11 protein-coding genes are annotated in these 14,144 nt (G+C 73.3%); 4 read left to right on the top strand and 7 right to left on the bottom strand.

Annotation, left to right across the window (positions count from 1 at the left end; genetic code table 11):
• The first annotated feature begins 105 nt into the window (after nt 1-105).
• The 4 genes from ACH4PU_RS29555 to ACH4PU_RS29570 all read left to right on the top strand — a co-directional run bounded on the left by ACH4PU_RS29555 (nt 106) and on the right by ACH4PU_RS29570 (nt 4,684).
• Complete coding sequence (locus ACH4PU_RS29555; RefSeq protein ID WP_398278583.1) at nt 106-1,608, top strand: Cys-Gln thioester bond-forming surface protein; 1,503 nt, start codon at nt 106-108, stop codon at nt 1,606-1,608.
• A gap of 202 nt (nt 1,609-1,810) precedes the next feature.
• The gene (gene ettA / locus ACH4PU_RS29560; RefSeq protein ID WP_185944918.1) at nt 1,811-3,475 is read left to right on the top strand and encodes an energy-dependent translational throttle protein EttA; all 1,665 of its coding nucleotides are present in this window, start codon (nt 1,811-1,813) and stop codon (nt 3,473-3,475) included.
• A 1-nt stretch (nt 3,476) separates the two neighbouring features.
• Nucleotides 3,477-3,932, top strand: a complete 456-nt coding sequence (locus tag ACH4PU_RS29565) for an acyl-CoA thioesterase (protein ID WP_398278587.1) — start codon at nt 3,477-3,479, stop codon at nt 3,930-3,932.
• On the top strand, nt 3,929-4,684 hold the full coding sequence (locus tag ACH4PU_RS29570) for a hypothetical protein (protein WP_398278590.1): 756 nt from the start codon (nt 3,929-3,931) through the stop codon (nt 4,682-4,684). Before ACH4PU_RS29565 ends, ACH4PU_RS29570 begins: the two co-directional genes overlap by 4 nt.
• Before the next feature lie 132 nt (nt 4,685-4,816).
• On the opposite strand, the gene ACH4PU_RS29575 is transcribed toward ACH4PU_RS29570, so the two are convergent.
• From ACH4PU_RS29575 to ACH4PU_RS29605, 7 genes are all read right to left on the bottom strand, one after another.
• Nucleotides 4,817-5,221, bottom strand: coding sequence for a globin (locus ACH4PU_RS29575; protein ID WP_398278593.1), 405 nt, complete (start codon nt 5,219-5,221; stop codon nt 4,817-4,819).
• Between the two features lie 83 nt (nt 5,222-5,304).
• A complete protein-coding gene (locus ACH4PU_RS29580; protein WP_398278596.1) occupies nt 5,305-6,207 on the bottom strand; it encodes an FHA domain-containing protein in 903 nt (300 codons plus the stop codon).
• A gap of 70 nt (nt 6,208-6,277) precedes the next feature.
• Nucleotides 6,278-7,600 carry a VWA domain-containing protein gene (locus tag ACH4PU_RS29585; RefSeq protein WP_398278599.1) on the bottom strand — a complete coding sequence of 441 codons (1,323 nt, stop codon included), beginning with the start codon at nt 7,598-7,600 and terminating at the stop codon, nt 6,278-6,280.
• A 110-nt stretch (nt 7,601-7,710) separates the two neighbouring features.
• Nucleotides 7,711-8,964, bottom strand: coding sequence for a protein phosphatase 2C domain-containing protein (locus tag ACH4PU_RS29590; RefSeq protein WP_398278602.1), 1,254 nt, complete (start codon nt 8,962-8,964; stop codon nt 7,711-7,713).
• A 3-nt stretch (nt 8,965-8,967) separates the two neighbouring features.
• Entirely contained in the window at nt 8,968-11,508 is a 2,541-nt protein-coding gene (locus ACH4PU_RS29595) for a tetratricopeptide repeat protein (RefSeq protein ID WP_398278605.1), read from the bottom strand.
• The gene (locus ACH4PU_RS29600) at nt 11,505-12,830 is read right to left on the bottom strand and encodes a hypothetical protein (RefSeq protein ID WP_398278608.1); all 1,326 of its coding nucleotides are present in this window, start codon (nt 12,828-12,830) and stop codon (nt 11,505-11,507) included. The genes ACH4PU_RS29595 and ACH4PU_RS29600 overlap by 4 nt, the downstream gene beginning before the upstream one ends.
• A 235-nt stretch (nt 12,831-13,065) precedes the next feature.
• Nucleotides 13,066-14,100: a glutamate ABC transporter substrate-binding protein gene (locus ACH4PU_RS29605; protein ID WP_398278611.1), complete on the bottom strand. Its 1,035-nt coding sequence runs from the start codon at nt 14,098-14,100 to the stop codon at nt 13,066-13,068.
• Nucleotides 14,101-14,144: the final 44 nt, after the last annotated feature.

Below are 14,144 nucleotides of genomic sequence, written 5' to 3' on the forward strand. Positions count from 1 at the left end.
CTTCGTAGGATCCCCCACACGTACCAACGGGGGCTGCCGCTTTCGAATTGCCCGGCGTGTCGCGTGAGGCCCTGCGACGGCTCGCGCGCGCCCGAAAGGAAGTCCATGAGCTCTGAAACGAGGCGGTGGCCCGCGCGCTCCGCCGCGGCCGTCCTGGCCTGGGCCCTCGCCCTGACCGGTGCGGTGTCGGCGGCCGGAGCGGCGTCCGCGGCCGACGCGGCGGTGGCGGCGGAGGCACCGCAGCACTCGGGGGGCGTCAGCGCGGTGCTGGGCGGCGAGATGCCCGCCAGGTCCGGAGCGCACGTCAAAAAGGGCGGCACGTCGACCCCCGTCACGGCCGGGCTGTACGAGATGAAGGTCGACGGCGGCGGAACGGTGCAGACCTACTGCGTCGACGCCGAGACGGCGACCGTCAACGGGGCCAAGTACCGGGAGGTGAGCTGGAGCGAGTCCTCGCTGCAGCGCAACCGGAACGCGGGCCGGATCCGGTGGATCCTGCAGAACTCCTATCCCCAGGTCGACGACCTCGCCGCGCTCGCCGAGAAGGCCGGGACCGGCACCCTCGACCCCGGCCTCGCCGCGGCCGGCACCCAGGTCGCCATCTGGCGCTACTCGGGTGGCACCGACGTCACGGCCGACAACCCCGCGGCCGCGAAGCTCGCCGACTACCTCTACAAGAACGCCGAGGACCTGGCGGAGCCGAAGGCGTCCCTCTCCCTGGACGAGGTCGCCGTGTCCGGCCGGTCCGGCGGGCGGATCGGCCCGGTCACGGTACGGACCACCGCGGACAGCGTCACCCTCACGCCCACCGCGGAGGCGATCGCCCGGAACATACGCATCGTCGACAAGGCGGGCAAGCCCGTCACCACCCTGGGCAACGGCGGACAGCTCTACTTCGGGGTGCCCGCCGGCGCCCGGCCCGGGCTGGCCGGGGTCATGGCCACCGCCAACACCCAGGTCCCCGTCGGCCGGGTGTTCACCGGCGACCGGGTCCGCACCCAGACGATGATCCTGGCCGGTTCCAGCCGGAGCACCGCCACCGCCGGCGCCGTCGCCGCGTGGGCGGACAAGGGCGCCGCCCCCGCGGTGTCCGCCCGGAAGAACTGCGCCAAGGGCGGCGTCGAGATCACCGTCACCAACCGGGGCGACGCGCCCTACGCCTTCCGGATAGCCGGCGCGCCGCACACGGTGAAGCCGAACACGTCCGAGACGGTCCTGGTCAAGGTCGCCGAGGACCAGGCGTACCGGATCAGCGTCGACGGGCCCGACGGATCGTCCATGACCGTCTCGGGGGTGCTCGACTGCCGGACCGGTGACACCGCCGGCCGGGACGGCCTGGGGACGAAGGACGCGACGGCCGCCGGCCCGCCGCCCTCCCCGTCCGGCACGCCGGGCACGTCGGGCGGGAGCGGCGGCGCCGGCCGGAGCGGGTCCGGTGGCGGTGGCTCCGGAGGGGCCGCCGCGAACCGTGACCTCGCGGACACCGGCGGCAGCGGCACCACGCCGACGGCCGTGGGCGTCGGGGCGGCTCTGGTGGCGGTCGGCGGGGTGACGGTGTTCCTCCTGCGACGCCGCAGGAACGCCGCGGCGGAGGCCGCCGGCGAGTGACGCCGGGACGGGCGTGGGGCCGGTCGCCGGCCCGGCCGCCGGCGGGCACCGGCCGCGTCTCCCGGCGCGGGCGGCCGGCGCACCGCCCCGGCCGTGCCGAATCGCGTTTTCGCCCCGGGCCGCCGGTACGGCAAGATGGGTGTGTCTGCCCTCACGCGGCGGAGCCGCACATTGGCCCTTCTCGAATGCCGGACGGTTTCTCTTGGCTGAGTACATCTACACCATGCGCAAGACGCGCAAGGCGCACGGCGACAAGGTCATCCTCGATGACGTGACGCTGAGCTTCCTGCCCGGCGCGAAGATCGGTGTGGTCGGCCCGAACGGCGCCGGTAAGTCCACCGTGCTGAAGATCATGGCCGGCCTGGAGCAGCCCTCCAACGGCGATGCCTTCCTGTCGCCCGGCTACAGCGTCGGCATCCTCATGCAGGAGCCGGAGCTCGACGAGTCCAAGACGGTGCTGGAGAACGTCCAGGACGGCGTCGCCGAGACCAAGGGCAAGCTCGACCGGTTCAACGAGATCGCCGAGCTGATGGCCACCGACTACTCCGACGCGCTGCTGGAGGAGATGGGCAAGCTCCAGGAGGAGTTGGACCACGCCAACGCCTGGGACCTGGACGCCCAGCTGGAGCAGGCCATGGACGCCCTGGGCTGCCCCCCCGGCGACTGGCCGGTGACCAACCTCTCCGGTGGTGAGAAGCGCCGCGTGGCCCTCTGCAAGCTGCTGCTGGAGGCCCCCGACCTGCTGCTTCTCGACGAGCCCACCAACCACCTCGACGCCGAGTCGGTGAACTGGCTGGAGCAGCACCTCGCCAAGTACGCGGGCACCGTCGTGGCGATCACCCACGACCGGTACTTCCTCGACAACGTCGCCGAGTGGATCCTGGAGCTCGACCGCGGCCGCGCCCACCCCTACGAGGGCAACTACTCCACCTACCTGGAGAACAAGGCCGCCCGTCTGAAGGTCGAGGGCCAGAAGGACGCCAAGCGTCAGAAGCGGCTCAAGGAAGAGCTGGAGTGGGTCCGCTCCAACGCCAAGGGCCGCCAGGCCAAGTCGAAGGCGCGTCTGGCCCGCTACGAGGAGATGGCCGCCGAGGCCGACAAGATGCGGAAGCTGGACTTCGAGGAGATCCAGATCCCGCCGGGCCCGCGTCTGGGCTCCGTCGTCGTCGAGGTCAGCAACCTCTCCAAGGCGTTCGGCGACAAGGTCCTCATCGACGACCTGTCCTTCACCCTGCCGCGCAACGGCATCGTCGGCGTCATCGGCCCGAACGGCGCCGGCAAGACGACCCTGTTCAAGATGATCCAGGGCCTGGAGAAGCCGGACTCCGGCACGATCAAGGTCGGCGAGACCGTCAAGATCTCCTACGTCGACCAGAGCCGCGCCAACATCGACCCCAAGAAGACGCTGTGGGCCGTCGTCTCCGACGAGCTGGACTACATCAACGTCGGCCAGGTCGAGATGCCGTCCCGCGCCTACGTCTCCGCGTTCGGCTTCAAGGGCCCGGACCAGCAGAAGCCGGCCGGTGTGCTCTCCGGCGGTGAGCGCAACCGCCTCAACCTGGCGCTCACCCTCAAGCAGGGCGGCAACCTGCTGCTCCTCGACGAGCCGACCAACGACCTCGACGTCGAGACCCTGTCCTCGCTGGAGAACGCGCTGCTGGACTTCCCCGGCGCGGCCGTGGTCGTCTCCCACGACCGCTGGTTCCTCGACCGCGTCGCCACCCACATCCTGGCGTACGAGGGCGACTCCAAGTGGTTCTGGTTCGAGGGCAACTTCGAGTCCTACGAGAAGAACAAGATCGAGCGGCTCGGCCCGGACGCCGCGCGTCCGCACCGTGCCTCCTACAAGAAGCTCACCCGGGGCTGATATGGCGCGCCATATTTACGCCTGCCCGCTGCGTTGGTCGGACATGGACGCCTTCGGCCATGTCAACAACGCGGTCTTCCTCCGCTACCTGGAGGAGGCCCGGATCGACTTCCTCTTCAGCTCCGAGTTCGGCAAAGGGAACCACTCGTTCTCGGACGGGTCGGTCGTGGCCCGGCACGAGATCGACTACCTGCGGCCGCTCGTCCACCGGCCCGAGCCGGTGGTCATCGAGAGCTGGGTGACGCACGTCTCCCGCGCCTCGCTGACCATCTCCTACGAGATCAAGGACGAGGAGCGGGTGTACGCCCGGGCGTCCACGGTCGTCGTGCCGATCGACCGGGAGACCGGGCGGCCGCGGCGGATCTCCGAGGAGGAGCGGGAGCTGCTGGCGGGGTACCGGGACGAGACCGCCGCGGAGTCGGACGCCGACACCGTCGAGGGGGCCGTCGCCGTATGACGGCGTCCCCGGTTCCGCCTCCGGCCCCCTCTTCGCGGGGGCCGCGGCTGCGGTTCGCCGACGCCCGGGAGGCCGCCGACCTGGCCGCCTTCCTGGCCCGGCTGATCCACTACGACCGGGCGGCCGCGGTGCGGCTGCAGGCGGGTGGCGGGGTGCTCGGTGTCTTCGGACGCCCGCCGTCGTTCGAGGTGCTCGCCATCCGTACCGCTCGGTTGGGCGATGAGGGCGCGCTTGACGTGACCGTGTCGGCCGGGCGGCTGGCCGATGAGATCGATGCCGGTTCCCCGGTCGGGGGCGGGCTTGATGTCTCTGTTCCCGAGACCGTCACCGGGCCGCCGTGGGCTGGTGTGCTGCCGCCGCGCGGCGGCTGGCGCCGGGTCCCCGGACTGCCTTCCGTCGAGGAGGTGCGCGGTGCCGTCGCGGCGGCCGTCGGCGAGTTCCGGGCCCGCGACGAGGCGCTGCCCGCGCAGCGGCGGAACCGGGCCGAGCGGGATCGCATCGGGCGGGAGATCTGGTCGCGGACGCTCGGGGAGACGGGGGTGCCGTTGCGGGTGGTGCACGCGGCTCAGGCTCTTGGGTTCTTGCGTCCCTCACGGGTGCGCGCCGCCGCGGGCGTGGGGGGTTCCGCCGACGTGGAGCCTTTGGTGCTGTTCGCCGCCGGCGGGTGGTTGCGGTTGCGGACGCCTTATGGGTCCGTCGCGGTGCGGACTGGTGGGCTCGGGGTCGGAGCGCTGACCGTCACGCCCGCGTGACGGCTTGAGAGGTGCCCCGGTCCCTCCCTTTCGCCGTTTCCCGGGGCCTGGCCCCGGACCCCGGCAGCAGCACGCTGCGCGCGCTGTCCTCAAATGCCGGACGGGCTGGGTGGGAGCCGTACGGGCTGGAAGTCACTCCGGTGTGTTGATCATCGACGCCGCCGCGTACGTCAGGTAGCGCCACATCTCGTCCTTGTGCGCCTGTGAGAGGTCCAGGCTGTCCACCGCGTCCCGCATGTGGCGCAGCCAGGCGTCGTGGGCGGCCCGGTCCACCGTGAAGGGGGCGTGGCGCATGCGGAGGCGGGGGTGGCCGCGGTTTTCGCTGTAGGTGCGGGGGCCGCCCCAGTACTGCATGAGGAAGAGGGCCATGCGCTCCTCGGCGGGACCGAGGTCGCCCTCGGGGTACATGGGCCGGAGCAGGGGGTCCTCGGCCACCCCCTCGTAGAAGCGGTGGGCCAGGCGCCGGAAGGTCTCCTCGCCGCCGACCTGCTCGTAGAAGGTCTGCTCCTGAAGCGTGCCGCGCGGAATCTCTTTCACCCTTCCATGGTCGCAGACGACCCGGCCGAGGACTCCCGTCGTAGGACTCCTCGGCCGGAAGCGGGCGCCCGCCGTCCGCCGCCTCAGCCGCGTCGGATGGTGATCGTCGTCCAGGCGCCGACGTGGACCCGGTCGCCGTCGTGGAGGGGCACCGGCACGTACGGCTGGATCGGTTCCTCGGAGCCGTTGATCGTCGTGCCGTTGGTGGAGTCCTGGTCGACCACGGCCCAGCCGCCGTCCGGCTGTTCCACCAGCACGGCGTGCTGGTGGGAGACGCCCGGGTCCTCCGGCGGACGGGAGAGGTCGATGTCGGGGGACTCGCCCGTGCTGTGCCGGCGGCGGCCGATGGTGACCTGGGGGCCGGTGAGGCGGCACTGCTGCTCGGGTGAGTAGGCGGGCAGGTTGAGGGCGGCCGCCTCGGGGCCGCTGCGGTTCATCATCGACCGGAAGTACTCGCGGTCGGGAGCTATCACCGCGACCCAGCCGGCCGGCGGCGCCGGCGGCTCGTACGCGTACGGGTTGTCGGGCACGGGGGCCGGCGGGGGCAGCATCCAGTCGTCGTCCCCGGCGGAGCCAGGCGACGTGTGCTGCGGAGTCAGCGGTTCCGCGGCGCGGTTGATCCGCGACGGGCGGGAGCCGTGGTAATCGAAGGTGTGCGGCGGGGTGGGCTGCGGCGGCGGGGGAGGGGCCGACTGGAACCCGTGCGGCTGCGGCGGGGTCACGTACGGCGAGGCGGTCCCGGTCAGGAAGTTGTACGCGCACTCCTCGCAGAACGGTGCCTGGGCCTCGCGCGGAGTGCGGCACTGCGGGCACAGTTCCGCCTGCATGGTGGCCTCGGCCGTGCCCCCCGTGTAGGAAGGGGGTGCTGTGGGCGGTGGTGGCGGAGGGACGGCACCCGCGGGCGCGGAGACCCCGGTCATCCGGTGGCCGCACACCTCGCACCAGTCGTCGGCCACCGACTGGTGACCGTTCGGGCAGGTCGGCATGTCGGTCGTTCCCCCTCTTGCGCCGTTTCCGGTGTTCCCATGACCTTGCGGTGTTCGCCCGGCCGGCGTGCTACTTCTTCACGCGGACCGTTTTGGTCGAGCGTGTCTCCAATGTCTTCTCCGCCTCGGCCGAGACCTTGGCCTTCAGCCGCACAGTACCGTTCACGGCGTCCACCACGTCCACCACCTTGGCCAGCAGTTTCGCGGTGTCCTCGTTGCCGGAGCGGCTGGCGAGCTGCACGGCCCGGCCGAGCTTGGCCGTGGCGCCGTCCAGGTCACCGGACTTGCGCAGTTCCAGGCCCTGTTGGATGGCCTGCGCCAGCTCCGCCTGGCCCGTGTAGTGCGCGACCTGCGGGTTGATCGTGGTCGAGGCGGCGAGGTCGTCCGTCCATACCGCCCGGACCAAGCCCTGGGCGAGGACCTCCGCCGAGCCGTCGCGCGTCGGCCGCACCAGGGACGCCCGGGCGGCCAGCATCTCCCGGCCCACACCGGCATCGGGCACCCGGACGCACACGTGGTAGTCGCGGGACTCGTCGCCCCAGGAGCCGGTGGGGTAGTCGCCCGCGCGGGGTCCGGACTCGGTTCGACGGTCCGTCAGATCGCGGACCGTGGGCGCCACTTGCTTGACGAACTGCACCTCCGATCCCTGCGGGGTCCACAGCCGGAGGGAGACGTCGGCGAGCTCCTTGCCCATGACGTTCTCCATCATCCCGGTGAAGTCGGCGGCCAGACCCGATGGGTCGGCGACGATGTCGGCGCTGCCCAGCAGGGCGGAGGCTATGCCGGTGACCTCCTTGACCTCCCAGTCCGTTCCCACGCCCCGCGCGTCACAGGTGAACCGTCCGGCGCACGCGTCCAAGGAGGCCCGCAGGGCGTCCGGCTCCTCGTGCTCGTTGCGGCCGTCGGTGAGCAGGACGCCGTGGCGTATGGAGGCGTCGGACGAGGCGAGCAGCCGGTCGGCGAGCCGCAGCCAGGTGCCGATGGCCGTGCCGCCGCCGGGGGTGAGCTTGCGCAGCGCCTCCTTCGCCTGGGCGCGGGTGGTGGCGTCGGCGACCGCCAGCCGGCCCAGCCCGGGGTAGACCTCCTTGGCCTGGTGGGTGCCGGCCACCACCGCGAAGGACACGCCCTCGCGCAGCACGTCTATCGCCGCGGCCGTGGCCTGCCGGGCGTTGCGCATCTTGGCCGGCGGGTAGTCCATCGAGCCGGAGCAGTCCACCATGATCACCACGGCGGTGTCCGGCGCCGACGCGGCCGACGCGCCGGCGGCGGTCCCGCCCCCGGTGGACGTCACGGTGACGATCGCGTTCACCTCGCGCCCGCCCTCCGGCAGGAACTCGTTCTGGTACACGTCGACCGAGAAACGCGGCACGTCCGGCTTGGACAAGTTCGACATCCGATCCGCTCCTTCGCACTCACCTGGTCACATGGCGACCGACGGACGGACGGACGCGCGCGGCGCCTCTCCCGGCACCGGCGTGCGGATCCCCCCGTGACGCTCGGGCGTCAGGCCGCCCCCGGCTCCGCGGAGCGGGCGGGGAACGGCAGTACCGCAACGGTTACGTTGTCGTGCCCCCCGCCGTCAAGGGCGTAACCGACCAGCCTGCGCGCGGTCTCCAGGGGCCGCTCGCGGGCGTCGGAGGGGACGACGGCGGCCATCCGCTCGGCGGTCTCGGCGTAGTTCCACAGGCCGTCGGTGCAGACGATGACGACGCCGGGGCGGTCCGGCTGGAACGCCGCGGTGTGCGGCTCCACTTCGTAGGCGTCCGCGCCCAGCCAGCCGGTGATGGCGTGGGCGCGCTCGTCCGCGTACGCCTCCGCCTCCGACAGCAGGCCGGCCGCCACCATCTGGGCGGCCCAGGAGTCGTCCTCGGTGAGCCGGGCCGGCTCGGTGGTGCGGTCGTCGGGGACCCAGTAGGCGCGGCTGTCGCCGACCCAGCCGACGGTCAGCAGCTCGCCGGTGACGACGGCGCTGACGATGGTGCAGGCGGGGGCGTTCTCCTGCTGGTGGTGGCGGTGCTCGCGGGCCCGGTGGCCGGACGCGGCCAGGGCGTCGACCGCCCGCGCGGCGTCCAGGATCGCCCGGTGGGTGGCCTCCCGTGGTGGGGTGCCGGCCGCGAGGGCGGCCTCCAGGGAGGCCAGGGCGCCGGTGCTCGCGGCGGTCGACGCCTCGTCGGACCGGGCGGCGGACGACACGCCGTCGCAGACGACGGCGAGCACGGCCGTGCCGCCGTCCGGCTGGGTCGTGGTGGACACCGCGAAGGCGTCCTCGTTGCGGTGGTGGCGCAGGCCGCGGTCGCTGACCGCGGCGACGCCCGGCGTCTCGTGCTCCATGTGATCCCGTTCGCGCGGCTGTGCATGCCCGCAGTGCTCGCAGTACCCGTCGTCGTCGATCATGCCGGACCGGCAGGCCCCGCAGACGCGCCGGCGGCCTGTCGTGCTTGTCGGGCCTGTCGCACCGGGAGCGTGGGATGTGCCGGCAGTGCCGGGTGTGCTGGGAGTGGCGGACGCGCCGGCCGGCGGGAGTCCGGCCTGGCCCGGGACGGCCGGCGTCCCGGGCGGGGCCGGCCGGTGGCCGTCCGGCTCGCGGTAGCGGGCGGTCCGCCGGGGGTCCCCGGCCGTACCGCCGGGGGGAACCGCCGCAGGGGCCGCCGCCGAGAGGTCCGCGCCGCAGCCGCCGCAGAAGTTGTCGGCGGGGTCCAGCGGCTCATGGCAGACGGGACAGGCCGTCAGCTGTGCGGATTGCGGCAGTTGCGACATCGATCACACCCATGTCCTGGGGCGGAAGCGGTTGGCCCGTTCCACCAGTTCGATCCTTTCCCCGCCGTCCCGGGCGAGGCGTGCGAGCACGCGGTACGAGCGTTCCAGCCCGAAGCGCAGGCTCCGTTCGTCCGTGCCGGCGCCGAGCAGGGCGGTCCGCCGGCCGTCCGCGACCGGCGCGCCCGCGCGGCCGGTCAGCACCCAGTCCAGGGCGGTGCCCAGCACCTCTGTGGCCAGCCGCTCGCGGCGCTCCTGGTCCAGGCCGGCCTCGGAGAGCCGCTCGACCTGCCCGGCGGCGGCCGTCAGGTCGTCGAGCAGGTGCTCGTTCGGCGACCGGCGGCGCAGCCGGGCGCGGACCGCCGCGACCCGGGCGGCCGTGAAGTGGATGGACGCCTCCGGCACGGACTCCAGCACCTCCACCGCGCCCGTGCGGTCCCCGGCCGCCAGCCGCACCCGGGCCAGCCCGAAGGCGGCGCTGACGAAACCGGGGTCGGTGCTCCACACCAGACGGTAGTACTCGGCGGCGTTGTCGAGCTGGCCCAGGACCTCCGCGCAGACCCCGAGGGCCAGCTTGGGGGCCGGTTCGCCGGGGAACGCGTCGTAGACGGCGTCGAAGGAGAGCGCGGCGGTCTCCTTGTCGCCGGTCACCAGGGCGTGCAGGCCGCGGTACCAGACGATCCGCCAGTCGTCGGGGTACTCGGCCTCCAGGGAGGCCATCGCCTTACCGGCGTGCACGAGCTCGCCGAGCTCCAGTTGGGCACGGAAGCGGCGCAGCCGCAGCTCCAGCGAGTTGACGGGCGCCGCCTGGAGGGCCGCGTACATCTCCGCCGGGCGCGCGGAGAGCAGACCGGCGAGGAAGCCGGCGTTGGGGTCGGACGGGTCGGCCATCGGGACGGGCAGGGCGAACGCGGCGGCCGGCACGTCGAGCGGCGCCAGTGCGGGCGGCTCGGCCGGGGGCGCGGCGGCGACGGGCGGCGGGGCCTGCCGGGGCGCCCGCGCCAGCACGGAACGGGACGGGCGGGCGCCGAGCGCCGACGGGTCCCCGGCCTCGTCCGCGAAGAGGACGGTGTCCACCACGCGCGGCTCGGGCCCGAACAGCGTGGACAGGGCGGGCCGCGGGGTGCCCGTCTGGAGCGAGACCACCTCCCGCAGGACGCCCGTGAGCTGGTCGGCCATCTCCGCGGCCGAGGAGAAGCGGCGGGCCGGGTCGGGGTCCGTGGCGCGGACCAGCAGCCGGTAGAACGACTCGTAGCGGCTGAAGACCTCGATGTTGTCCGGGTCGGGCAGGCTGTCGACGAAGACGTTGGTGTAGCCCTGGAAGTCGAAGGTGAGGACGGCGAGGGTGCGGGCCACCGTGTACAGGTCGGAGGCGACGGACGGGCCGACCTCCGCGACCTCGGGCGCCTGGTAGCCGACCGTGCCGTAGATGGCGCTCTCGTCGTCGTCCATCCGCCGGACCGCGCCCATGTCGATCAGCTTGAGCTGATCCTGCTGCTGTATCGCGTTGTCGACCTTGAAGTCGCAGTAGAGCAGGTTGCGGCTGTGCAGGTGGCCGAGGGCCTCCAGGGCCTCGATGCCGTAGGCGCAGGCCTGCTCGACGGGCAGCGGGTCGCGCCGGCCGTCCGGCAGCCGGCGCTCGTTGGCGATGTCCTTGAGGGACTTGCCGCCGACGTACTCCATGACGATGTAGCCGTCGAGGCTGCCGGTCCGCTGGTCGAGGTGCTCGACGAAGTTGTAGATGCGGACGATGTTGGCGTGCTCGATCTCGGCCAGGAAGCGGCGCTCGGCGAGGGCGACGGCGAGCGCGTCCTCGTCGCCGGTGTCCAGCAGGCCCTTGAGGACGACCCAGCGGTCGGAGACCGCGCGGTCCATGGCCAGGTAGATCCAGCCCAGGCCGCCGTGGGCCAGGCAGCCCGCCACCTCGTACTGCCCGTGCACGACGTCGCCGGCGCGCAGCTTGGGGACGAACGAGTAGGGGTGGCCGCACTTGGTGCAGAAGCCCTCGGTGCGGCCGGGGCGGTCGCCGCGCGAGCGGCCCACCGGCTCGCCGCAGTCGCTCTTGCTGCAGAAACGCTTGCGCTCGGGCACCTCGGGGTTGGCCAGGACCGCGGCGCGGGGGTCGGGACGCGGCATGCCCGGCATGCTGACCAGGCCGGCGCCGAGCTTGTTCCGGGCGGAGGCGGCGGTCCCGGAGCGCGAACTGCGGACGGACACCGGGCGGGAGGGCGTGCTCCCGTTCCCGAGGGTGGAGCGGGACAGGCGGCCGGACACGGAGCGGCGGGAGGGGGCGGAGCGGGAAGAGCGCGAGGACCGGGACGAAGAGGACGACCGGGCGGATCCCGTCGAGCCCTGCGATCTTTCGGAGGCTCGCCCTCCGGCTCCGCCGGCGACGATGCCGGTGGCCGGCGAGGAGAGCGTCCCCGCGGCCGAGACGACCGGCGCGAGGCCGCAGGTGTCGCAGTACGTCTCGCCGCCGCCGACGTCCTCGTAGCTGCCCGCGCAGCCCGGCCGCTGGCAGGCCGTGGTGCCGTTGTCTCCGCTCATCTTTCCCCCCTGTGGTCATGGACGCTGTGGCCCGGGCTTCCGTTGCCCGGCGGGGCCAGGGCCCCGGAGACCGCCTGCTGGTAGCGCAGGACGGCCTGCTCGGCGGCCACCAGATCGCAGGGAGCGCTCCAGAGCATGCGGCGGGCGGCGTCGTACCGCTCGCCGAGGAACGGGTCCTCCGCCAGGCCGTGCCGGCCCGCCTTCGCCCGGTAGGCGTCCAGCCGGCCGCGCAGTTCGGCCCGGACGGCCAGGGGCGCGGTGACCGCGGTCAGCGAGGCGCGGGCCCGCAGCAACTCCTCCTCGGCGCGCTGCTCCAGGCTCTCCAGGAGTGGCGAGAGCCGGTGCCAGCGGGCGCGTCTGCGGTGCTCGGCGGCGGCGGACAACTGCTCGTAGAGGGCGGTCGGCGGACCCGAGACGGCCGGGACCTCCGAGGCCGCGATCTTGGACAGGACCTCCGCGCGGGCCTGCCGAGCCTCCTCCAGGGTGCGGTCCGCCCGGGAGAGGACGTCGCGCACCCGCATCAGCCGCTGCTCGGCGTCCTGCCGGACCGTCAGCACCGCCTCGATCTCCCGCCGGACGTCCTCCAGGGCGCGGGCGGCGCGGTCGTAGCGTGCGGTGTCGGTGCGGCCGCCGCCCGGCGCGGAGCTGGGGGAGGCGCCCGTCCAGAAGGCCAGCGGATCGGATATCACCTCGGCCCGCAGGGCGGTCAGCTCGCGGGTGATCTCCTCCAGGTCGTCGCCGGACGGGTGTTCGCCGGGGCGGACGCCGACGGAGTGGGCCAGCGAGCGGGTGCGGCGCAGCTCGGCGGCGAGCATATCGATACGGGCGGGGAGCGCGGACCAGACGGCGTCGGCGACCACGACCACGTCCAGGGCCTGCGCGTACCAGCCGTTCATCCGGTCGACGAGCTCTTCGAGGGTCAGCCGCTCGCTGAGCTTGGCCGCGCCGCCGAGCGTCGTCAGCCCGGCGGACGGGTCGCCGCCCGGCAGGGTGACGCGGGCGCCGCGCAGCAGGTCGGTCAGCTCCGACAGCTCGCTCTGGTGCGGCCAGCGGCGGCGGGAGCGCAGCTCGCGGGCCCGGGTGAGGGCGTCGGTGTAGGCGTCGAAGTACGTCCAGAGCCGGTTGATGAGCTGCTCGGCGACCGCCCAGCGGGCTCTGGTGACGCCGGACAGGTCGGCGCCCTCCAGCAGCCGGCGGCCGGCGTGGTCCTGCAGGGCGAGCAGGGAGGACTCGACGGCCTCGTGCTCCGCGCCGAGCCGCGCCAGCGCGCGGTCGACCTCCTCGCGGCTCAAGACCGGCCCGGTGGGCCCCGCGACCGCCATCGGTCCCCTCTCCTGTCCGCGGCCCGCGCCGCTTCGTACCGGTGCTGTTCCGGGGAGTCCGCCGGTCGGCCTCCCGCTTCGTTCCCGTGCTTCCCGGGGCCTTTCCCCTCGCTTTCCCTCGCTTCCCTCGCTCTTTTCCCGCCTTCCTCGCCGGGGCCCGTCCGATGCGTGCCGGTGGGCCGCCCGCGGGGTGCGCGGGTGCCCCGGGACCCGGTCCGGGCCGCGCTTTCGCCCGTCAGTCCCGGTACTTGGGCTCCGGGGGCGCCGTGATGCCGAGGTCGGCGCGGGCCAGCCACTGGCGGTACGCCTGCATCCAGGGACTCGACGTGCCGCCGGCGCGGTAGTCGTCCAGCACCGCGTTGACCCGGCGTACCAGGTCCTCCGCCCCGCGGTTCATCGCCACGCCGTAGTACTCGGTGGTGAACGGTTTGCCGACGAGTACCACGGACGGGTCCTGCGCCGCCTGTCCGGCGCCCAGCGCGTTGTCCGTGAGGATGGCGTCGACCTGGCCGAGCTGGAGCCGTACCAGGCAGTCGAGTTGGTTGGGAACGGTGGTCACGCTCGCGGACGCCGCCCGCTTCGTCAGTTCGGCCTCGGCCGTGGAGCCGGCGGCGGCGCAGATCTTCCGCCCGGTCATCAAGGCGTCGTCGAGGCCGGTGACCTTCGATCCCTTGGGCACCAGCAGTTGCTGGCCGGCCTGGAAATAGGCCGTGGAGAAGGCAACTTCCTTGATCCTGTCGCAGCTGATGCTCATCGTACGCGCGACGATATCCACCTTGCCCGACTTGAGGGCGGGAATGCGCTGATTGGTGGGGATGGCCAGGAACGTCACTTTGTCCGGGTCGCCCAGGATGGCCTTGGCGATGGCCCGCACCAACGCGATGTCGAAGCCGTCCAGCTTGCCCGTGGCCGGGTCGCGGTAGCCCCAGCGGTAGCTGTTCTGGTCGACGCCGGCGATCAGCCGGCCGCGCTCCTTGATCCGGCGCACGGCCGGGCCGTCGGCCGTTGACGGGCGCAGACTGGCCTCCGGGTCCGTGCAGTCGGTGGCGGACGCCGCGGCGGCGGCCGGGCGCACCGCCGTCGTCGTCCCCCGGCCGCCGTTCCGTTCCGGCGCGCCGCCGCCGGGGAGGAGCAGGGCCGTGACCGCGGCCAGGGCGCAGGTCACGAGCATGGCGACGGTGGCGCCGAACACCGTCCGGGCGGTCCGGTGCCGTGCTGCCGTTGTCGCCACCGCTCCCGCTGCCGGGGCCGCTCTTCCGTTTCCGCGCATGGTCCCTCCCCCGTCCGTCCGCGCGATGCCGTTCCTCTGCTCGA

It is taken from the genome of Streptomyces sp. NPDC021100, assembly GCF_044333095.1.
In the GTDB taxonomy this organism is placed as follows: domain Bacteria; phylum Actinomycetota; class Actinomycetes; order Streptomycetales; family Streptomycetaceae; genus Streptomyces.